We start from the raw sequence: 22,908 nt of genomic DNA on the forward strand, positions 1-22,908 counted from the left end.
TTATGATTTATGGAGGAGGGTGAAACAGTTTTAATGAAAGACCATTCAAGACAGTTGGAATTTATGGAGATCGATCTGACCGAAGAGCCAGAAGCTTCGGCTGTTCCGGTGCCTGAACGTTCAACCATTCCCCACAGGCAATTTCATTCAAGCCGTGCTGGTGGCAGCATATTGTCTTCGGAGAAGCGATTCGTGGAAGAGGCGCGGCAGCTTGAAAAAATGGAGGGAGATCCTGCTCCGTTTGTTCCCTTTATGAGCTACTGGCCGACTTATGGTGTCATGAACGAGTCCCAGCGCGAGTGGTACTTGTACTGGAGGTCGGAAGTGAGGCAAGGACGTTTCCCGGATACAGATCTGTCCTACGTATTCGTTCATACGTATGAATTGATTAACGGAGTAGGGTGGAGAGATCCTCAAGCGGGTTTTGATCAACTGAAACAGTTATGGATACAATACCGTGCCCGGAATCCGCAGCTTGACGGTTATATGCAGGAATGGCTCGTGGATTACACGCTGGTTCATCAACTGGATATGCCGTTGTCCGAGATTCTGAACATTTCAAGTGGATATCTTCCCGCTGAGATACAGGATATGGAGATGCACCGGATTTTGCAGAATCGAATCTCCGACGTTTCGTTGAATCTGCTGCGGCGATATTATGACTATGACATCACGCTCAGCAAATTTTATAGGGATGGAGGCCAGGGAGTTCTGGAAGAGGTTATTCCCAAGGTTATGGTGCTCGTCGATTCCTATCTGCTGCGAACACGTCAGGCAGGGATCGCGGACCAGTTCATACAGGATAAACCGAGAACAACGGAGCGGGTTTTGTTTCGCAAAGCGGTATATGACGATACCCTTTATGGGAAAACGGTTCCCTTATCCTATGTTCCGGTTGGAGAGAATTCGGATTTTGTTCAATTGGTTACACGCGTCTTTCGATGTACCGAAAACAAGTGTCGGGAACTGCTCGGATTCAGAGGCCGATTGCGTGGAAAGACTCTGGAACCTGAACTCGCAGGCTTGATCGAACGATATTTGGACAAGGTATATGCCGCTAAACAAGATGCCGCCGAGAAACCAATCATTCGAATTGATGCGGAGAAACTGACGGCATTACAGCAGGAGAGTGAATACGTCCGCCAGGCTTTAACGATTGAGGAAGATGTGGAGCAGGTACAGGGAGCGGCTTCCTTCGAACAGCAGGCTGCCGTTGAGGGAGAAGCGAACCACACCGTGAAATACATGACCGAACTGTATAAGGATCACGCTCTCGAACCAGAGGCTGATGAGGCGTTAGCTGAACGTTCCCAAGCCGTCGCAACGAATAATACGCCAGTCCGATTACAGTGGGAGGAAGCGATTGCCGGGGAATTGGATGAAGAGTGGACCCACTTGGTGGACCAGCTTGCTCCTCAGCATGTGATGGCCATTCATGCTCTGCTCAGCGAGGACCCCGATACTGAACTGAACCTTGTGGCTGAACACTATGGAACAATGCCTGCACTTCTGCTTGATGAAATTAACGATCTGGCCATGGAAACGATTGGTGACCTGCTGATCGACAGTGACCGGATTGTTTCTGAATATATGAATGTATTTGAACATGTGAAGAGGTGAGAGGACAGTGACAGAACTAAAAATACCGAAACGGCTGACCACCGCGCTGGTGAATTCATTGACAGCGGGTGTTGTGCCGCGAATTGGACTGGAGCAGATTGCCGTCGGCCGCAAGCCTGAAGTAGACGCGATATTGCGTGATTTGGATAACATTGCCGAAGGCGGAGCAGCATTTAAACTAATTACAGGAAGATACGGCAGCGGGAAAAGCTTTCTTTTACAAATGATTCGCAACTATGCGATGGACCGGGAGTTCGTTGTAGCAGACGCAGACCTGTCCCCAGAGCGAAGATTGGTAGGTACCAAAGGTCAAGGACTTGCAACGTACCGAGAACTGATGACCCGTCTGTCCACGCGCACACGTCCGGATGGCGGAGCACTTGAACCGATCCTGCAAAAGTGGATTGCTGCCCTGCAGCAGCAAACGATGCAGAACCAGGGCTTGCGACCTGATGATCCGGCTCTGCCGTCCGAGGTGGAGAAGCAGATTTACGCGGTCACGAACGAAATGCAGAACCTGGTGCACGGCTTTGATTTTGCCAAAGTTCTTGCTTCGTACTGGAACGGATACAAGCTGGGAGATGATGATCGCAAACAGGCTGCGCTTCGCTGGCTCAGAGGGGAGTATGCCACCAAGACAGAAGCCAAAAAGGAACTTGCTGTCGGCGTGATCATCGATGATGACAACTGGTATGATTATTTCAAATTATGGTCGGAGTTTACGGCACGTATAGGTTATAAAGGATTGCTGCTCTTTATTGATGAAGCGGTGAATCTGTACAAAATCACAAATAGCATCTCTCGGCAGAGCAATTATGAGAAATTGCTGACCATGTTTAATGATACAATGCAGGGCAAGGCAGAGCACCTCGGCATCTTTGTTGGCGGTACGCCGCAATTTGTAGAGGATGAGAGACGCGGATTGTTTAGTTATGAGGCGCTTCGTTCCAGACTGATCGATGGTCGGTATGCAGCGAGAGAATATGCGAATTACACAGGACCTATTTTAAAGCTTGCGATGTTATCTCATGAAGAGATTCTCATCCTGTTGCAGAAGCTGCGTCAGATTCATGCCCTTCATTTTGGTTACCTTGCCAGCTTGACGGACGAAGATCTGGTTGATTTCATGCAAACGGCGGTGAACCGTCTCGGGGCGGATGAGCTGTTAACAACCCGTGAAGTTGTGCGAGATTTTATGGATGTACTGCATACGCTCCACCAGAATCCGGAAGTGACCTATGCCCAATTGCTTGGGGAGCGGGCAGCCGAGCCACAGGATGGCGGCAAAGGAACGTCAGCATCTTCTGCTCCGGATGAGATGGACGATTTTCTGGCGGAATTTGAATTATGAAGGACAATCCTTTTTACAGGCTGGCACCATTTGTCCAGGAATTTATTTATAAAAAAAGATGGGATTCGCTCCGCCCTGCACAGATTGAGGCTTGTCATATCTGCTTCGATACTCCGCATCATATGCTGATCGCGGCAGGAACGGCTTCAGGCAAGACGGAAGCAGCCTTTTTTCCTGCACTGACGGAGCTGTATGAACGTCCTTCCAAATCGGTGGGCATTCTGTACATCGGGCCACTTAAGGCACTGATTAATGATCAATTTGAGCGCCTGAAGGATCTGCTATCTGAGGGCAACATACCGGTGTGGCACTGGCACGGGGATGTGCCTCAAGCGGAAAAAACACGTTTGGTGCGTAATCCGTCCGGCGTGCTCCAGATTACACCGGAATCGCTGGAGGGTTTGCTCATGAACCGTCCCAATGCCATACCAGCCCTGTTTCATGATTTGCGGTACGTTATTATTGACGAGGTCCATGCATTCATGGGAGCAGATCGGGGCATTCAGGTATTGAGTGAATTGGCCCGGATTGAACGGATGGCTGGCTGCAGACCCCGCAGAGTTGGATTATCTGCGACGCTGAGTGATTATGAGGCAGCAACTTCATGGCTAGCAGCTGGAACGCAGGAAGGGGTAGATGTAGTGTCTTCTCCAGGCGGCCGCAAGCTGCGCTTGCGGGTGGAGCATTTCTCTTTTCCTGATGCCCGGGATGAGGAGCAGGCCGAACATCTGCACAACGCACGCAAAGCCTATTACGAGTTCATCTATGAGAGTACACATCGCAAAAAGGCGCTAATCTTCACCAACAGCCGAACGGATGCCGAAGTGACCATCCTTGAAATGAGAAGAGTCGCTGCACGGCGGGAAGAAAGGGATGTATTCCATGTACATCACGGAAGCATATCAGCCATGCTTCGCGAAGAGACGGAAGCGGCCCTGCGGACCGGGGTGGGTCCGGCAGTAGCTGCGGCTACGGTAACATTGGAACTTGGGATTGACCTCGGGGAATTGGAACGGGTTGTGCAGCTCGGTGCCCCTTACAGCGCTTCGAGTTTTGTCCAGCGTCTGGGAAGGTCAGGAAGACGGGATGACATGGCTTCGGAAATGTTATTCGTTTGTCCGGAAGAAGAGGATGAAGAAGCGCAGCTTCCAGCTCGCATGCCATGGACGCTGCTGCGTGCCATTGCAGTTATAGAGCTGTATGTGAAGACCAAATGGGTCGAACCGCTTGAGGCTCGCAAAATGCCAATGGGTGTTCTCTACCATCAGACGATGAGCATGCTGAAAAGTATGGGGGAGGCAGAGCCACGCGAACTCGCGTATGCCGTGCTGTCTCTTGCGCCGTTCAGTCAGATCCGGGCAGATCAGTACCAGACATTCTTAAATTATTTGATTGAAACCGATCATCTTCAGTGGACGGAAGAACAGACCTTAATCATTGGACTCACTGGCGAAAAAACGGTGAATAATTATCGATTTTACGCAGTTTTCAAAGATGATGAGGAACACAAGGTGCTGAATGGTTCAGAGGAAATCGGTTCGATTACGACAGTTCCACCGCCTGGCTATTGCTTCTCACTTGCAGGAAAGCTGTGGAAAGTGGAAGAAGTGGATCATAAACACAAAGCCGTATATGTGAAGGCGGCGAAAGGCAAAGTGGACACCCTATGGCTTGGAGCGGGGGGTGACATTCATACGCTGGTCATTCAGAAAATGCGTGAGGTTCTGTCGGATTCAGTGATCTATCCTTATCTGTCTCCACAAGCGGTGAATCGCTTGGAGCGTGCACGCCGGTTGGCACGGGAAAGCGGATTGCTGAAGCAGGTGGTTATTCCGGCTGGCGGTGATTCCCTGTACGTTCTCCCTTGGGTGGGAAGCAAATCGTTTCGAACACTGGAACGATTGATGAAGCATAATCTGTCCGATCGATTTGCGCTGCGTTCTGTCGTGCCCATGGAGCCTTATTATTTTGTCGTCTCTGGTAAAGTGGATGCACGAACACTTCTGGCAGAGATTATGAGCGAATGCCGAACCGTTGAGGATGCTTCAGGATTGTTGGCGGAAGACGAGGCCCCGTATCTAGGCAAATACGATGAATTTGTGGCACCTGCATTGATCAGGGAAGCCTTTGCCGTGGACGGCTTGGATCTGCAAGGTTTACAGGAGGGTTTGGAACAAACGCTGGCTTGGGAAACTCCTGAATGAGAAAATGCCCTGGATGATATCGTTCGATATCCCTAGCTGTCCAATTTCATTTTCAATGGAATGATGGGGTTGACACCATCTCACCTGCCATGTAATATATGAAAAGTCGTCACATACGTAACATCACAAAAGCATACTTCATTTCGTATAACCTCGCAGGCCAAAAGTGTACACAGGGCGAGGGTCTCTACGGGAAGCCTATACTTCCTAACTACGATGCCAGGAATTTCATTTATTCCTTGCTCGAAGTTAGGATTTTTGCGTTTGGATGGCAGGTTGTGACCTTGGCATGGATTAGACATGCGGACGTATTATCGATCATCAGGAGGTTTATTCATAATGAAGTACTATTTGTCCGTTCTCGCTGGAGCGATGAGCTATGGCATCTTGTCCACTATAGTTGTACTGGCATATGGTGAAGGATATCAACTCGGAGAGGTTGTTGGTTCACAGCTGGTGACGGGGTTCATCCTCTCCTGGTTGCTGGCTCTATACACGAAATTTAAAACAAAACGCAGATCAAAGACTAGCAAAACAGCAGCGACCAGTGTGTTTACGCGTCTGACATGGAAGCAGCGTCTACTGTTAATGGCTGCCGGAACGCCAACAGTTATAACAGGTTTGGTGTACTATCAGTCATTACGTTACATTCCCGCATCCCTCGCGATTATTCTCTTGTTCCAGTTTACCTGGATTAGCGTGTTGATTCAGGCGGTAAGCAAACGCCAACGTCCAGACAAAGTAACCTTCCTAACTCTGATTATTCTGTTCGGAGGTACACTCCTTGCTGCAGGTTTCCTGGAGCAGGGACTGAGCGAGTTTAACGGTCTGGGTATTGCACTCGGACTGATGGCGGCTGTGAGTTATTCACTGTTTGTGCTGTTTAGCGGCAAAGCTGTCCCGTCAGCACATCCTGCCTTTCGAAGCGCGTGGATGGTTACCGGCGGATTGGTTCTGCTCTGCATTCTGTTCCCGCCGACATTCCTGTTTAACGGACTGATCTGGAGCCAGCTGCTTGTGTTCGGATTACTGCTCGGTTTCTTCGGTGCTTTCATTCCGCCAGTGTTGTTCGCCATCGGGGTTCCTCATATTGGGGGCGATATGGCAGGCATTCTGGGTGCAGTAGAGCTTCCGGTTGCGGTGTTGTTATCTTCCATCGTACTTCATGAGCATGTCAGCGGACTGCAATGGCTTGGCGTTATTATCGTTCTGATCGGCGTTGCTCTGCCAGAGTTGTATAAGCTGAGGCTGAAACGGAGTCGAAGTGCTCCGCAGTATTCCTCTTAACTAACCCTAGTGAGCAGGGGATACGCAAGAGTTTTTATGGATATGAATATAAACATAGAGAAGCCTGAGCAATCAGGCTTTTTCTCATAAAATGAAGTTTTCAGTTGGATATACAACCCTCACTTGCTAAGTATGATCAGACATGGCCCATAGGAGCCATTTTCATCTGCAGCGGCTTAAGGTATGATATAGGCTGTACTTTTATTTCAGGAAAAGAGGCATGCTGATATGAATAGCTCGATCAAGAAAATGTGGCCGTGGCTTACGCTGGGCCTTGCTGTTATTGTATTACTCGGATCATTTCTCGTTTATTTCATGGGCAAGGATATGTCTCCCGGTGCAGGAAGTTCGGTAACAGCACAAGCGAAGACGTCTGAAGAATTGGAAGGATATGAAGTCATTGATGTGAATGTGAGTAATGACGGATTCGAGCCTGGGGTGATTGAGGTTAAAGCAGGAGTTCCCACCAAAATAAACTTTATTCTTACCCGTTCAGTTACCCATGTGAAATCGGTTGGTTCACAAGATCTGGGAATGGATTTGTACATGCAAAAAGGAGACAACTACTACATGGTTGATGAAAATTTGCAGCCTGGAGAATATGAAATTCACTGCGGCATGTACATGATATACGGAACAATTAAGGTCGTTTAAACGAGAGGAGCAGAGTCAGTGACAAGCTGGCTTTGCTCCTCTTTTGCATGCGTGCTATCATGGACTTGTGAGACATTTCATCTGGAGGTGGCCTAACATGAAAGCGCTATTTATTGGAGGAACGGGTACAATCAGTACGGCAATTACGCATCAGCTCGCCAGTCAGGGTTGTGAGCTTTACTTGATCAATCGCGGCAATCGTAATGATGATCTGCCCGCGGAAGTCAATGTGCTGCAGGCCGACATCAACGATGAAGAACGGGTGGCAGAACTTATTGCGGATCTTGAATTTGATGTCGTTGCAGACTTTATCGCTTTTGTCCCGTCACAGCTCGAAAGAGATTATCGTTTATTTAAAGACAAAACCAAACAGTTCATATTTATAAGCTCGGCATCAGCCTATCAGACACCACTTGCCGACTATCGCATTACGGAAGGTACACCATTATCCAATCCCTACTGGGAGTATTCACGCAATAAGATCGCTTGTGAAGACTATCTGATGAAGCAGTACCGGGAGCATGGTTTTCCGGTGACGATTGTACGTCCAAGCCATACGTATGGTGACCTGTCTGTGCCTCTTGGCGTGCATGGAGCCAAAGGAAGCTGGCAAGTTCTCAAGCGGATTCGTGAAGGCAAACCCGTAATCATTCACGGTGACGGCACATCGCTATGGACGATTACGCATAATAGTGATTTTGCCAAAGGTTTTATCGGTCTTATGGGGAATATCCATGCCATTGGTGAGTCTGTACATATTACCTCAGACGAGTCCGCGACGTGGAACCAAATCTATGAAATTATCGCAGGAGTACTTGGTGTCAAGCTGAATGCGGTTCATGTCCCTTCGGAATTTTTGGCTGCATGCAGTGATCAGGACCTTCGCGGCGGTTTGCTTGGAGATAAGGCCAACACGGTCGTATTCGACAATAGCAAACTCAAGAGGCTTGTACCTGAATTTGTAGCAACAACGAGAGCGGATCAGGGAATACGGAAAACGATACATTATATGCTGGATCATCCAGAGCTGCAAACCGAAGATCCTGAATTTGACGTTTGGTGTGACAAGGTGGTTGGAGCTCTGGACGAAGCGTTGAAGAAGATTAGAGAATAGAAGTGAGGGGACAGTCATGACCCAGACGGGGCATCGAATCGTCAAAGAAATAACCAAAACGTTGACATTGGACTATTGGCTGCACATTCCGGATACGGAAGACCAACCAGCAGATCAGAAGTGGCCTGTTATTCTGTTTCTTCACGGATCAGGCGAACGCGGCAGTGACTTGAATAAGGTGAAAGCGAACGGACTTCCGAACATTGTAGATCAGGACAAGAGCTTTCCGTTTATCGTCATATCACCTCAATGTCCGGAGGATGAATTCTGGGCAATGGAAAAGGAAGCTCTGCATGCCATTGTTGAACATGTTCTGAAGAACTATCCTGCAGATCCGAAGAGAGTATATCTAACCGGATTAAGCATGGGCGGTTACGGGGCGTGGCATCTGCCCATCGACTATCCCCATGTATTTGCTGCAATAGCCCCTGTGTGCGGGGGAATCGATCCATCCAGAGCAGAAGCCTTGCGTGATGTGCCGATCTGGGCATTTCACGGTGCCAAGGATGATGTTGTTCCTCTCTCGGAATCACAAGGAATTGTGGATGCACTTGAAGCGATAGAGGCAAACGTGAAGCTGACCGTCTATCCGGAAGGGAACCATAATGCTTGGGATGAGACATACAGCAATCCTGACCTGTATAAGTGGTTTCTGAGTCACTCCTTGTAAACATTTACTTATCAGCTATGCTGGTAGAACCACCGAGTGCATTAACCCTGCCAATAATGCTATAATAGGTTGCTAATATGATTAAAAAGGGTAATGAACTATGGTGATGAATGATGAATAACAAGTTTATTCGAATCTACGAAGATATCGCAGCTCATATTCGGACGGGAGAGATCGAGGCAGGTTCGCTTCTGCCATCGGAGCTTGATTTGTCCGAAAGCTATCAGACGTCCAGAGAGACGATACGCAAAGCACTGAAAATGCTGTATGAAGAAGGTTACATTCAGAAAATTCAGGGCAAGGGATCCATTGTACTGGATATCCGCAAGATTGATTTTCCCATTTCGGGACTGGTCAGCTTCAAGGAACTGGCCAAGAAAATGGGACAGCGGGCCAGAACGCATGTTGAGGAATTAGAGGAACTGAAGGTAGATCAGGCCTTGTTTAAAACCATTCATTTTGGGATGGGCGAACAAGTGTGGAAAATCGTGCGTGTAAGAAATGTGGATGGAGAACGTGTCATTCTGGACAAGGACTATATCAGTCAACGTCTTGTCCCGGGATTAACCAAAGAGATATGTAATGATTCCATTTATGAGTACATTGAGGATCAGCTTGGATTGTCCATTTCTTTTGCCAAGAAAGAGATCTTGGTGGAAGAGCCTACCGAAGAAGATCGAAGACTGATGGATCTGGAAGGCTTCCACAATGTGGTCGTTGTACGCAGTCAGGTCTACCTGGAGGATGCGAGTCCTTTTCAGTTCACGGAATCCCGGCACCGTCCGGACAAATTCAGGTTTGTTGATTTTGCAAGGCGTAAATAACTGTAATGGATCAATAGAAATGCCTGTCCGCTTCTTCATCATTGGACAGGTGTTTCTTTTTTTTTCCATAAAGAGTTAAGAATGAGTTGACTCGTAAGCGTTTTCATTTTATTATAATCTCATAACTTAAACGATAAAGTAAATTGTAAACAAAATATTTAAAATTATTCATTTTTATAACTTTCTTTATTAGTTGATAAATTTGATTTTAGTTAACCTGTTGCCTTGTGCAGGGTTAATTGAAATATAAAAAACTCAGGAGGTTATATGCCATGGCCAAGTTGCAAAAGGGTACAATCTTAACAGTCATTGCAGCACTGATGTTTGTCATTTTGGGGAGCGCGGCTCCCAAAGCCGCAGCAGCTTCAGGTTTTTACGTGAACGGAGGCAAATTGTACGATTCTACGGGTAAACCATTTTACATGAGGGGTATCAATCATGGGCACTCCTGGTTCAAAAATGATTTGAACACGGCGATCCCTGCGATTGCAAAAACGGGTGCCAATACGGTACGAATTGTTCTGTCGAACGGTACACAATACACCAAAGATGATCTGAATTCCGTAAAAAACATCATTAATGTCGTAAACGCAAACAAGATGATTGCTGTCCTTGAAGTACACGATGCCACAGGCAAAGATGACTACAATTCGTTGGATGCAGCGGTCAACTACTGGATCAGCATCAAGGAAGCGCTAATCGGGAAGGAAGATCGGGTTATTGTAAATATTGCAAACGAGTGGTACGGAACATGGAACGGCAGCGCCTGGGCTGACGGGTACAAAAAGGCTATTCCAAAATTAAGAGAAGCGGGTATTAAAAATACCTTGATTGTAGATGCAGCAGGCTGGGGTCAGTATCCTCAATCGATCGTCGATTACGGACAAAGCGTGTTCGCCGCGGATTCACAGAAAAATACGGTGTTTTCCATTCACATGTACGAGTATGCAGGCAAGGATGCGGCCACCGTCAAATCCAATATGGAAAATGTGCTGAACAAGGGGCTGGCGTTAATCATTGGGGAATTCGGAGGATATCACACCAATGGAGATGTCGATGAATATGCAATCATGAAATATGGTCAGGAAAAAGGGGTAGGATGGCTTGCATGGTCTTGGTACGGTAATAGCTCTGGACTAAACTATCTTGATTTGGCAACAGGACCTAACGGCAGCTTGACGAGCTATGGTAATACGGTTGTCAATGATACTTACGGGATTAAAAACACTTCCCAAAAAGCGGGAATCTTTTAAAATCTGTACGATTTTCAATCGATATTGTTCGGTAATGATGGTTGAAGTTTAAACTGCATGTTGAAACTCTATTGGTTTTTCACTGCATTCTTGACACTCTGACGCAGCGTCAGGGTGTCTTTTGATTAAAGACATTAGTAAGGATAACGATCTTTTGATTATTTCCGTTTATATTTAAAATCTTTTGTTTTCAAAACAAAACAAAGATGATAAACTCTGATTAGGAATAAAACAAACATTATCGGAGGGAAATGAATGGTACAGAGTTTATGGAATTCTTCACAGGCATCTGAGCAAACAACGGGACTTGAGCAGCTGGTTTACCGATCCAATCTGATTGGCGCAGACCGCAGTGTATGCAACATTTATGGTGGAAATACCTCTACCAAAACAACAGTGAAGGATTTTCGTGGGCGCGATGTAGAAGTCATGTACGTGAAAGGAAGCGGCTCCGACCTGGGCTCGATGCAAGCGAAGCATTTTACAGGCCTGGCTCTGGAAGACATTCGTCCCCTGATTGAACGTGAATCAATGACGGATGAAGAGATGGTTGAATATTTGGGTCATTGCATGATCGATTCCAAGCACCCGCGTGCCTCGATCGAGACATTGCTGCATGCCTTTCTTCCGTACAACCATGTGGACCACACGCATCCGGATGCGATTATCAGTCTATGTTGTGCAGATAACGGCAAAGAGTTGGCGCGAGAGATTTATGGAGATCGGTTTGTGTGGGTCCCATATGTTCGCCCAGGTTTTACGTTATCCAAAATGATTGCTGAAAGCGTATTCGCGAATCCGAATGCTGAACTGGTTCTGATGGAGAAGCACGGACTCGTCACTTGGGGAGAGACATCCGAGGAATGTTACGCACAGACCATCAAGATTATCAATGAGGCGGAAGCGTTCATTGAAGCTCGTGTGGATGAAGAAAGTTTGTTTGGTGGTGTTAAACATCCTGCACTTGCTGCTGAAGTGAGACGTGAGATTGTAGCCAAAATCATGCCAACGCTTCGCGGTGCCTTATCGGATAGCAAAAAAATGATCCTGTCCTATGACGATCAGGAAGATGTACTTGCTTTTGTCGGTGGAGCCAATTCACCAGAGCTGTCACAGGTGGGGGCGGCTTGCCCGGATCATCTGGTACATACCAAAGTCGTTCCGTTGTTCATCGACTGGACGCCGGACGCTGAGGATGTTGATGGTCTGAAAGCGAAGCTGACAGAAGGCGTAGCTGCATACAAAGAGCAGTACAAACAGTATTTTGAAAGCAACAAAAACGAAGGCGATGTCATGTTTGAAGCAGCTCCTCGCGTTATTCTCATCCCGGGTGTAGGTATGATCAACACAGGCAAGAGCTGGGCGTTATCTCAAGTAAGCGGAGCACTGTATCACCGTGCGATTGCCGTTATGCGGGGCGCGACGAGCCTGGGTAAATTCGTATCGCTAAGTGAGAATGAGTCCTACAATGTAGAATACTGGCCGCTTGAATTGTATAAATTGTCCCTTGCACCGGCTGAAACGGAATTTTCCCGGAAAGTGGCGTTTATTACAGGTGGAGCCGGTGGGATTGGCAGCGAGACTGCACGCAGGCTGGTATCCGAGGGAGCTCACGTCGTTCTGGCTGACCTGAACCTGGAAGGCGCTCAAAAAGTAGCGCAGGAAATCAACGACCAATATGGTGCGAATCGCGCATATGCGCTAAAAATGGATGTAACCGATGAGGAAGCCGTGCAGTCGGCGTATGCTGAAGTGGCTGTACAATATGGCGGTGTGGACATTATCGTTAACAATGCGGGTCTTGCCACATCGAGTCCATTTGACGAAACCTCCCTGAAGGAATGGAACCTCAACATGAATGTGCTGGGTACCGGATACTTCCTCGTTGCCCGTGAAGCGTTCAAGCTGATGAAACAGCAAGGGATTGGCGGCAGTATGGTCTTCATCGGGTCCAAAAACTCGGTCTATGCCGGTAAAAGTGCATCAGCTTACAGCTCGGCAAAAGCACTTGAAGCTCACCTTGCACGTTGTATCGCAGCTGAAGGCGGCGAATATGGCATTCGTGTCAACACGATACTCCCTGACGCGATTCTGCAAGGGTCTGCGATCTGGAATGGTTCCTGGAGAAACGAACGTGCGGCAGCGTACGGGATTGAGCCCGATCAGCTGGAAGAGTACTATCGCAAGCGTACGACACTGCTCGTGAATATTTATCCGAAAGATATTGCGGAAGGTATTGCCTTCTTTGCTTCTTCCAAATCCGAGAAAACAACCGGATGCATGATGACCATCGATGGCGGTGTACCGGCAGCATTTACACGTTAAGAGGAGGGTTTCTGCGAATGGATAACCAAGTCAAGCAAGCGTATGAAGCAGCCAAATTGTTATATGCCCAGCATGGAGTCGATACGGATGAGGTATTGGAAAAGCTTGCAGAGATCAAGGTATCTGTGCATTGCTGGCAAGGTGATGACGTGAAAGGCTTTTTGAACCAGGATGGAGAGTTGACGGGAGGCATCTCCGTTACAGGTCAATATCCGGGAGCAGCAACCACTCCTGCTGAACTTCGGGCAGATCTGGAACAAGCCTTTTCGCTGATTCCTGGCAAACATAAGGTCAATCTGCATGCGATCTATACCGATACGGATGAAAAAGTGGAGCTGGATCAGATTGAGCCCAAGCATTATGAGAAATGGGTGCAATGGGCGAGGGAGCAGGGGCTGGGTCTTGATTTTAACCCGACGTGCTTTTCTCATGAGAAATCAAGCGACGGATTCACACTGAGTCATCCTGATCCGGAGATCCGCAAGTTCTGGATTGATCACTGCAAGGCGTCTCGTCGCATCGGCGCTTATTTCGGAGAACAATTGGGCCAGACGTGCGTAACGAACGTTTGGGTTCCAGACGGGTTCAAGGATAATCCGGTTGATCGCATGACACCGCGCAAACGTCTCAAGGATTCGTTGGATGAAGTATTTGCAGAAAAGCTTGATCCGAAGCATAATCTGGACGCGGTTGAGAGTAAATTGTTCGGCCTTGGTTCGGAAGCGTACGTGGTTGGATCACACGAATTCTATATGGGATACGGATTGCAAAATGATACTTTGATCTGCCTGGATGCAGGCCACTTCCATCCCACTGAGGTCATCTCCAACAAGCTGTCTTCCCTTGCGCTCTTTACTAGTGGCATTCTGCTGCATGTGAGCCGTCCAATGCGTTGGGATAGTGACCATGTCGTCATTATGGACGATGAGCTGTTGGAAATTGCACGGGAACTCGTTCGTCACGACCTGTTGCCAACGACGCATGTGGGCCTCGATTTCTTCGATGCCAGCATCAATCGCGTAGCCGCCTGGGTTGTCGGTACGCGCAACACGATCAAGGCTTTGCTGCGTGCCATGCTGGAACCGGTGGATGCACTAAAAGCCGCTGAGCTGCAAGGTGATTATACGGTACGGCTTGCGCTGACCGAAGAATTCAAATCCTATCCATTTGGTGCCATCTGGGATTATTATTGTGCCCAGCAGGGAGTGCCTGTTCGCGAGAAATGGATCTCCGAGATTAAAACCTATGAAGAAGATGTTTTGCTGCAGCGTGGTAAATCGCTCGTTTAACTTGTTTTTATAAAAGGAATTTTGTATTACTTACTTTATCCTAAACTGATAAAAGTCCGCCGTGGAGCCAGCGTTCCTTTGCGGGCTTTTTGGCATGGCGATATTCACGATGCATAAGTGAACCGAGAAATACCATACTACAAATACATAAACAGGCTTGTAGAATAGCCCAGTTACTGCAGCAAAGCGAAAAGGAGGATGCTTCAAATTGAATCTAGCCCACAATAAGTTGTATGTCGCTGCACTTGGCGGCGTAAACGAAATTGGTAAGAACATGTACATTATTCAGTACAACCAGGATATTATCGTCATTGATTGTGGTTCCAAATTTCCGGATGAGACCTTGCCGGGCATCGATCTCATTATTCCGGACGTCTCCTACTTGCTGGAGAATCTGGACCAGGTAAGAGCGCTTGTTGTTACCCACGGGCACGAAGATCACATCGGGGGCATACCTTATTTTTTGAAACAAATGAATATCCCCGTATATGCATCCAGGCTTACCCGAGGGTTGATTGAACTGAAACTGAAAGAGCATAATATGCTGCGAACCGCAGATCTTCATACAATCGATGCTCACTCCACTGTAAAGCTGGGGGATATCGACGTTTCCTTTTTTGCAACGAGCCACAGCATCCCGGACTGCCTGGGGGTATTCTTCCGGACACCTGGTGGAAATGTGGTACATACCGGCGATTTCAAGTTCGACATGTCACCGGTAAATGGACCTTATCCTGACCTATATCGAATGGCCGAGATTGGTAAACAGGGCGTTCATCTGCTGCTGTCCGAGAGTACAAATGCCGAACGACCTGGATTTACACCTTCTGAGCGTGTTGTAGGGGATCGCATTCTGGATGCATTTATTCGAGCCAGGCAAAAAATATTCATCTCCACCTTTGCTTCCAATGTCAGCCGGGTCCAACAAATTGTGAATGCCACCTTTGAGACCGGCCGCAAACTGGCCTTGCTGGGCAGAAGTATGGTTAATGTCGTATCTGTTGCTAGTGAACTCGGATACCTGGATGTTCCTGACGGCCTGCTGATTGAAGCGATTGATGCGGATCAGTTTCCTCCTGAACAAGTGGTTATTCTCTGTACGGGAAGCCAAGGTGAACCTATGGCTGCGCTGTCTCGGCTCGCGACAGGTAAGCATCCTCACTTGAGAGTGGCAGCAGGTGACACCGTCATTATTGCGGCAGGAGCAATTCCGGGCAACGAACGCAATTTAGCCCACGTTATTGATAACCTGTATGTACTGGGAGCAAGAGTACTATATGGCTCGAGCGGGTCGGGGGGCATGCATGTTTCGGGGCATGGCAGTCAGGAAGAGCTGAAGTTAATGCTGACACTGATGAAGCCGGATTATCTGGTTCCCATCCACGGCGAATTCCGCATGCTGTACCAGCACAGATTGCTGGCTGAATCGGTTGGCATCGATCCGGATCACGTATTTATCGTAAATAATGGTGACATGATTCAGTACAAGGACGGCGTAGCATCACCGGGTCCCAAAATCGCTTCAGGCAACAGTCTGGTTGACGGCTTGATTATGGGGGACGTAGGTAATATTGTGCTTCGGGATCGCAGACAGTTATCGTCAGACGGTATGCTTGTCATTGTGACGACACTTAGCAAAACGGAGAAGCAAATGGTCACATCTCCAGAGATCATTTCTAGAGGATTTGTGTTTGTAAAAGACTCGGAGGAATTTATGCGAGAAATTCATGGATTGGTGCTATCCAGAATGGAAGAACTGACCGGAGCTGGAGTGAACCAGTGGAATGTCATCAAAAGAAAGCTTAAGGACGAGATCGGACATTACATTTATGCCCAGACGAAACGAAGACCGATGATCCTGCCTATTATCATTGAGGTATGAAAAATGGTTAGAATAAGAAAAAGCCTGAGGAATGCTCATTCATATTTGATGAATAGGCAGCTCCTTCAGGCTTTTTGTTTTTGCTTGCTTTAAAGAATACTGTTCACTATCTTCTGCGACTATTAATCCTTCAATAAACCGGATTGTCTTACGGAGGAGAGGAACTGATGGAATTGTTCGATGTTCAACTGCTGCGCACTATCGGATAGCGCGACCGCTGGATTGGGATGCACTTCCACCATAACGCCGTCGGCACCAGCCGCCAGGGCAGCTTTGGCGCATGGAGCCAGAATATCTTTGCGTCCAGTAGAGTGGGTTACATCCACCAGCACGGGAAGATGGGTTTCCTGTTTTAGAATAGGCACGGCAGAGATATCAAGGGTATTGCGTGTGGCTTTTTCATAAGTGCGAATTCCTCGTTCAATCAGCATGACTTGTTTGTTCCCACGGGACACGACATACTCTGCAGCATGCACGAATTCATCAATGGTTGCTGCCAACCCTCGTTTAAGTAAAATCGGAATACGAGCGTCGCCCGCTGCTTTGAGCAGCTCAAAGTTTTGCATGTTTCGGGCACCAATCTGGATCACATCAATATAATCCGCTGCCAGCTCGATATGGCCTGGATGCACTATCTCACTGATCGTTTTGAGTCCAAACTCGTCAGCTACTTCCTTCAGAATTTTCAGTCCTTCAATACCTAATCCCTGAAAATCATATGGGGAGGTGCGTGGTTTAAACGCTCCGCCGCGCATAACCGAAATCCCGGCTTCTTTCAAAACCTTGGCAACCTCCCGGACTTGCTCGTAACTCTCGACGGAACAAGGTCCGGCAATCATGATTGGTTTACCCGCGCCAACCTGAATGTCACCAATGGAGACGATCGTATCCTCCTGCTGGTTTTTACGGCTAACGAGCAGCTGTTTCTTGTGTTCGTAAACCTGTAAATGCAGCGAAGCCTGAAAGATCTGCTTGAACAGCAGCTTGATGGCATCATCCTGGAAAGGCCCAGGATTGGCTGCCGTCAATTCTTCCAGCATTTCTTTCTCACGAACGGGGTCAAACTTGGGAACACCCTGTTTTTCCTTGATCTGACCGATTTCCTGTGTGATTTGCGCCCGCTCTGATAGTAAGTGAAGCAGATCATGATTAATCTCATTTAATCGGCTTCGTAATTGTTCCAAGGTTTTGTTCTCGTCCATTTACAACCACTCCTCCGTTACGTTGGATATGAATTCATTTTATTGAAAAACAAAAAAAGCCCTTCATCCGCAAGGGACGAAGAAGCCGTGGTACCACCCTAATTAGAAACGGTTCAGCCTGATTGCAGGCATGCCGAATCTCACTTTGACCTTTTAACGCAAGGAACGGATTGTCCTAGAAGCTGACGCTTGAAGAAGCCGCTTTTCAGCAATCGGCTCGGGAGTGAACTTCGGCGGATGGTTGCCTCGGGTGCTCTCAGTCTTTGGCACCACGTCCCTGTAATCAACGCCAGATTCCGCTTACTCTTTCCGTCATAGCCTGTAATTGTTTATTGATATGTTAATATTCCATCGTGCACGATATGAATTGAAGTTATACTAGCATGTACACCTTCTGCATGCAATGAATTGAAGTGATGCCGCACATCAATAACGCTGTACTGCAGCACAATGATATTCGCCACATCGACATCAACCAAGTATAATATGAAGGGTGCATTATCCATTTTCATTTTTAAGCTGTACACAAGAGGAGTAACTATGAACAAAACCATATCTGATATCGCTCAACTGGCCGGCGTGGCCAAAAGCACCGTTTCCCGTTTTCTTAATGGCGGTTCGGTCAGTGAAGATACACGCCAGAAAATTGAGCGGATTATTAAACAATACAATTACGTACCAAATACCTTTGCTCAGAGTCTCAAAGCGAAGAAAACCAGTATTATCGGAACAGTTGTCCCCCGGCTGGACTCATTTGCAACTTCACAGACGCTTATCGGCATAGATGAGGAATTAAGAACCAATCAGTACCAGATGTTGATTGCCAACACAAGCCAGGATATGGACCGCGAGATCGACGCTATTTATGATTTTGCAAGGCAGAAGGTATCTGGCATTATTCTGCTTGCCGCTGAAGTAACCGAAGCACATCTGAAGGCAGTCGAAGAGATTGGTATTCCTGTGTTGTTGGTGGGACAACAGCATGAACGTCTGCATAGTTTGGTTCACAACGATGACCAGGCCGGATACGATATGGGCAAATATGTGGTGGAGAAGGGGCACCGCCAGATTGTTTATCTTGGTGTAACGGAGAGGGACCAGGCCGTCGGCATACATCGTAGACAGGGATTCCAGCGTGCCATCGCCGAATATGGCGGGAGTTGGTGTGATGTTACCTACTACGAGACAAGCTTCAAAATGTCCGAAGCGATCGTTACAGCAGAAGCCATTCTTCGGGACAATAAACCGAGCATCATTGTAGGTGCCACGGATAACATCGCACTTGGTGTAATGAAGACAGCGTTCTCTAACAAGATTCGAATTCCCCATGAATTGTCGGTAGCCGGATTCGGCGGATACGATATCACGGAAATGATTCATCCGGCGCTGACAACAGTGAAATTTCATTATTTGCAAGCCGGTAAACTGGCTGCGAGCCATATGATTCGTCAGGTTACAGGTGAGCCGGTAGAGAAGCAAACTATACTTGATGTGGAATTGATTCCCCGAGAAAGCGTTGACAACGTATAAACTTATCCTTTATGATAATTCCATCGAACCGGTTCCATTCGTTTGAGATATTCGAATTGGAATAATGGTTTTGGCTGTATGCCGTGGAATTATTTTTTTATTTGTGTTGGAACCGGTTCCTCTATAATGTAATAATTTTGGGCAAGGTTAGGAGATATGTTATGAAAATGACCAGAGAGCAGCGCTATCGATTCATTGAGCAGGCGGAAGAAGGAGAGATTGAGAAGCTGAAAGCGTTGATTTCCGCTTGCTCGTGGAGACAATCCTATCACATTCAACCTGTTACGGGCTTGCTGAATGATCCTAACGGATTTTCATATTACCAAGGACACTACCATCTTTTCTATCAGTGGTTTCCCCTGGGAACAGAGCACGGAATGAAATATTGGTATCATGTTCGCTCGTCGGATCTTGTGAACTGGGAGCAGGTCGGCATCGGCATCCGTCCGGGTGATCCATTCGATTCGCACGGGGCTTACTCAGGAAGTGCCATTGTTAAGGATGACAAGCTGCACCTGCTCTATACAGGCAACACCAGGGATGAAGCATGGATCAGACATCCGTATCAATGCTTGGCGGTCATGGATGAAAGCGGTTCAGTTGTGAAAGCCGACCAGCCGGTTATATCGTCAGTACCATCCGGGTACACAGAGCATTTCAGGGACCCGAAGGTTTGGCAGGATGGGGATACCTATTATTGTGTAATTGGAGCACAGCGGACAGACATGACAGGATGCGCGGTGTTGTACCGATCATCCAACCTCACGGCGTGGGAGTTTCTGGGTGAGATCCAGACACATCTCTCCCAATTCGGCTATATGTGGGAGTGTCCGGATTACTTTGAGATGAATGGCAGAGGCGTGCTTCTTTTTTCACCACAGGGTATCGAAGGTGAAGGGGATTTATACAACAACATTTTTCAGTCAGGTTACCTGATTGGTGAGCCATTGAATCTACAGACGAGAGCGTTTGATCATGATTCTTTTCAGGAATTGGATCGCGGGTTCGATTTCTATGCGCCACAATCGATGGAAGCGCCGGACGGAAGACGCATATTGATTGGATGGATGGGACTTCCGGATGTGGAGTATCCAACCGATGCGAGCGGATGGGCCCATTGCCTTACGATCCCGCGCCAGTTGTCCCTCAAAGACAGCAAACTCATTCAGCAGCCTGTTGATGAGATGAAGAAGCTCCGTCGACAATCCGAGGGGTACCGTTATCAAACGACACTGGAGAACAGATCTGAAAGTATTGCTGCATTCAACGGGACTGCCTATGAGCTGGAATGTGAAATCAGTCATGTTGATGCTGAACGATTCGGGATTGAATTTCGAACAGGCGGTGAAGAAAAGACCGTTTTGCAATACGACCGTCTTCAGCAAAAGTTGATATTGGATCGAACCTCTTCAGGTGCTCCAATGGGGGGCATGAATGGCACGGTACGCCAGTGCACGCTGAACGGAGATCGGATCAAGTTACAGCTGTTTGTAGATACGTCGTCGGTTGAAATCTTTGTCAATGATGGGGAAGAGGTATTCACAAGTCGAATTTTCCCAAGCCCCGAAAGTACGGGAATTCGCTTTTTTGCGAGTGGAGGCAAGGCTGAGTTCAAAGCGACCAAATGGGATTACTAGATATTAGGTGAGGGGAATGAAATACCATGTCGGATAATCAACAAATAGCCAAGGAAGTTATTCAAGCCATTGGGGGCAAAGATAACATCGCATCATTTGCCCACTGCGCGACACGTCTTCGCATTATGGTGAATGACAAAGAGAAAATCGATCAGAAGCAGGTCGAGAATATAGACAAGGTCAAGGGTGCCTTCTTCAATTCCGGACAGTATCAGATTATTTTTGGGACGGGTACCGTGAACCGGATCTTTGAAGAGGTCGAGAAGCTCGGAATCGAAGGTACCTCCAAGGAAGACGTGAAGAATCAGGGGAAAAAGGAAGGCAACGCATTTCAACGAGCAATCCGCACGTTCGGAGACGTGTTCGTACCTATTATACCTGTACTGGTGGCTACAGGGTTGTTCATGGGGCTGCGCGGATTGCTTACTCAGAATGAAATTCTGTCCTTGTTCGGTGCAACCCCTGAGGACATTTCGCCCAATTTCCTGTTGTTTACGCAAGTTCTGACAGACACTGCATTCGCATTCCTGCCTGCGCTGGTGGCCTGGTCTGCATTCCGCGTATTTGGCGGCAGCCCTGTGCTCGGAATTGTGCTCGGACTGATGCTTGTCAATCCGGCACTGCCGAATGCTTATGCTGTGGCAGATGGATCGGCTCAAGCATTGCACATGTTTGGATTTATACCCGTTGTAGGCTATCAGGGGTCCGTTTTACCTGCATTTTTCGTGGGACTTATTGGAGCGAAGTTCGAAAAGGTTCTGAGAAAACGCGTGCCGGAGGCGCTGGACCTGATCCTCACGCCTTTTATCACACTAACAGTTATGATTACATTGGGGCTCTTTGCCATCGGTCCCGTCTTTCATTCGCTTGAAGAGTGGGTGCTGCATGGGACGACAGCTGTTCTTGACCTTCCATTCGGTATTGCCGGAATTATTATTGGTTTCTTCAATCAGATTATTGTCGTTACCGGTGTGCATCATATCTTTAACTTTTTGGAAATCCAGCTGCTGGAAAAAACAGGTTATAATCCATTCAACGCCATTGTAACTTCTGCGATGGCTGCACAAGGAGCCGCTTGTTTAGCCGTAGGATTAAAAACAAAAAATACAAAACTCAAGGCTCTTGCCCTGCCATCATCCTTATCCGCTTTTCTCGGGATTAGCGAACCTGCCATTTTTGGCGTAAACCTGCGCTACATGAAACCGTTCGTTATGGGACTGATTGGTGGCGGTGTTGGTGGTTTTCTCGCATCCTTGTTCCATCTGAAGGGTACAGGCATGGCCGTAACGGTGATTCCCGGTACATTGCTGTATCTGAACAGTCAGCTGCCCCTGTACATTCTTGTGAATGTGGTTGCTGTGGGTGTGGCCTTTGCATTAACCTGGTTCTTCGGTTACAAGGATCAGCCGCTTGCTGTAGATGAGATAACGAACAGTGGAAATGAGAGTGATCCTTCGGCTGTCCAAACCGCAGGTACGGATGATCGGACCAATCAAGCAGCGGTACATCGGCCCCAGGTGGATAAGCTGGAGATTGCTTCGCCGATGACCGGTACAGCGGTGGCTTTGGCCAACGTACCTGATCCTGCATTTTCAGAGAAGCATATGGGTGAGGGGATTGCCATTGAGCCTACGGAGGGTAAGGTATACGCACCTTTTGATGGCATCGTAGCCCATGTCATGAACAAGAGTAAACATGCTGTCATTCTGGAGCATGAGAGTGGTCTGCAAATGCTTGTTCACGTTGGAATCAATACCGTTGGTCTAAAGGGAGAGGGATTTACCGCTCATGTCCAGAGCGGAGATGTAGTTACCGCTGGACAATTATTGATTGAGTTTGACATGAACTCCATTCAGGCGGCGGGGCTGCCACTCATCACTCCCGTTCTGATCCCGAACGGAAATGAAATCATAGAAGAAGTGCAGACGGCCAAGATTGGCAGTGTACAGGCGAATGGGGACAACATCCTTGTCGTAAAGTTTAAACAATAATGAACAAAGCAGGCAGAGAGAGCTGATGAATTTGACCAGACTCATTGCCTGCTTTTTTTGCTATTCAGACAACGT

General features: G+C 47.7%; 16 protein-coding genes. 15 read left to right on the plus strand and 1 reads right to left on the minus strand.

Annotation, left to right across the window (positions count from 1 at the left end):
• The first annotated feature begins 33 nt into the window (after window positions 1–33).
• The 12 genes from AC3RCI_RS12745 (at window position 34) to AC3RCI_RS12800 (ending at window position 16,473) form a co-directional block, all read left to right on the plus strand.
• Window positions 34–1,620 carry a TerB N-terminal domain-containing protein gene (locus AC3RCI_RS12745; protein WP_492529281.1) on the plus strand — a complete coding sequence of 529 codons (1,587 nt, stop codon included), beginning with the start codon at window positions 34–36 and terminating at the stop codon, window positions 1,618–1,620.
• Between the two features lie 7 nt (window positions 1,621–1,627).
• Entirely contained in the window at window positions 1,628–2,971 is a 1,344-nt protein-coding gene (locus AC3RCI_RS12750; protein WP_492529283.1) for an ATP-binding protein, read from the plus strand.
• The gene (locus AC3RCI_RS12755) at window positions 2,968–5,175 is read left to right on the plus strand and encodes a DEAD/DEAH box helicase (protein WP_492529285.1); all 2,208 of its coding nucleotides are present in this window, start codon (window positions 2,968–2,970) and stop codon (window positions 5,173–5,175) included. Before AC3RCI_RS12750 ends, AC3RCI_RS12755 begins: the two co-directional genes overlap by 4 nt.
• 339 nt (window positions 5,176–5,514) lie before the next feature.
• Window positions 5,515–6,462 carry an EamA family transporter gene (locus tag AC3RCI_RS12760; RefSeq protein WP_492529287.1) on the plus strand — a complete coding sequence of 316 codons (948 nt, stop codon included), beginning with the start codon at window positions 5,515–5,517 and terminating at the stop codon, window positions 6,460–6,462.
• Between the two features lie 228 nt (window positions 6,463–6,690).
• The gene (locus tag AC3RCI_RS12765) at window positions 6,691–7,116 is read left to right on the plus strand and encodes a cupredoxin domain-containing protein (protein WP_336779842.1); all 426 of its coding nucleotides are present in this window, start codon (window positions 6,691–6,693) and stop codon (window positions 7,114–7,116) included.
• 97 nt (window positions 7,117–7,213) lie between these two features.
• Window positions 7,214–8,230, plus strand: coding sequence for an SDR family oxidoreductase (locus AC3RCI_RS12770; protein ID WP_492529289.1), 1,017 nt, complete (start codon window positions 7,214–7,216; stop codon window positions 8,228–8,230).
• A gap of 16 nt (window positions 8,231–8,246) precedes the next feature.
• Complete coding sequence (locus tag AC3RCI_RS12775; RefSeq protein ID WP_492529291.1) at window positions 8,247–8,900, plus strand: carboxylesterase family protein; 654 nt, start codon at window positions 8,247–8,249, stop codon at window positions 8,898–8,900.
• A gap of 113 nt (window positions 8,901–9,013) precedes the next feature.
• On the plus strand, window positions 9,014–9,724 hold the full coding sequence (treR, locus tag AC3RCI_RS12780; protein ID WP_336780234.1) for a trehalose operon repressor: 711 nt from the start codon (window positions 9,014–9,016) through the stop codon (window positions 9,722–9,724).
• A gap of 272 nt (window positions 9,725–9,996) precedes the next feature.
• The gene (locus AC3RCI_RS12785; protein ID WP_127536021.1) at window positions 9,997–10,977 is read left to right on the plus strand and encodes a glycoside hydrolase family 5 protein; all 981 of its coding nucleotides are present in this window, start codon (window positions 9,997–9,999) and stop codon (window positions 10,975–10,977) included.
• 255 nt (window positions 10,978–11,232) lie between these two features.
• Window positions 11,233–13,302, plus strand: a complete 2,070-nt coding sequence (locus AC3RCI_RS12790; protein WP_492529293.1) for a bifunctional aldolase/short-chain dehydrogenase — start codon at window positions 11,233–11,235, stop codon at window positions 13,300–13,302.
• A 17-nt stretch (window positions 13,303–13,319) separates the two neighbouring features.
• Window positions 13,320–14,591, plus strand: a complete 1,272-nt coding sequence (gene rhaA, locus AC3RCI_RS12795) for an L-rhamnose isomerase (RefSeq protein ID WP_492529295.1) — start codon at window positions 13,320–13,322, stop codon at window positions 14,589–14,591.
• A 208-nt stretch (window positions 14,592–14,799) separates the two neighbouring features.
• The gene (locus tag AC3RCI_RS12800) at window positions 14,800–16,473 is read left to right on the plus strand and encodes a ribonuclease J (RefSeq protein WP_492529297.1); all 1,674 of its coding nucleotides are present in this window, start codon (window positions 14,800–14,802) and stop codon (window positions 16,471–16,473) included.
• A gap of 122 nt (window positions 16,474–16,595) precedes the next feature.
• Here the strand turns inward: AC3RCI_RS12800 and AC3RCI_RS12805 are convergent, their stop codons facing one another.
• Entirely contained in the window at window positions 16,596–17,675 is a 1,080-nt protein-coding gene (locus AC3RCI_RS12805) for a bifunctional 3-deoxy-7-phosphoheptulonate synthase/chorismate mutase (protein ID WP_492529299.1), read from the minus strand.
• Between the two features lie 540 nt (window positions 17,676–18,215).
• Here AC3RCI_RS12805 and AC3RCI_RS12810 point away from each other — a divergent pair.
• The 3 genes from AC3RCI_RS12810 to AC3RCI_RS12820 all read left to right on the plus strand — a co-directional run bounded on the left by AC3RCI_RS12810 (window position 18,216) and on the right by AC3RCI_RS12820 (window position 22,833).
• Window positions 18,216–19,205 (plus strand): LacI family DNA-binding transcriptional regulator, encoded by a 990-nt coding sequence (locus tag AC3RCI_RS12810; protein ID WP_492529301.1) that lies wholly within the window; start codon window positions 18,216–18,218, stop codon window positions 19,203–19,205.
• A 161-nt stretch (window positions 19,206–19,366) separates the two neighbouring features.
• Entirely contained in the window at window positions 19,367–20,842 is a 1,476-nt protein-coding gene (locus AC3RCI_RS12815) for a glycoside hydrolase family 32 protein (protein ID WP_492529303.1), read from the plus strand.
• 26 nt (window positions 20,843–20,868) lie between these two features.
• Complete coding sequence (locus AC3RCI_RS12820; protein ID WP_492529305.1) at window positions 20,869–22,833, plus strand: sucrose-specific PTS transporter subunit IIBC; 1,965 nt, start codon at window positions 20,869–20,871, stop codon at window positions 22,831–22,833.
• The last annotated feature ends 75 nt before the right edge of the window (window positions 22,834–22,908 follow it).

This window comes from Paenibacillus sp. MT124 (assembly GCF_058792755.1).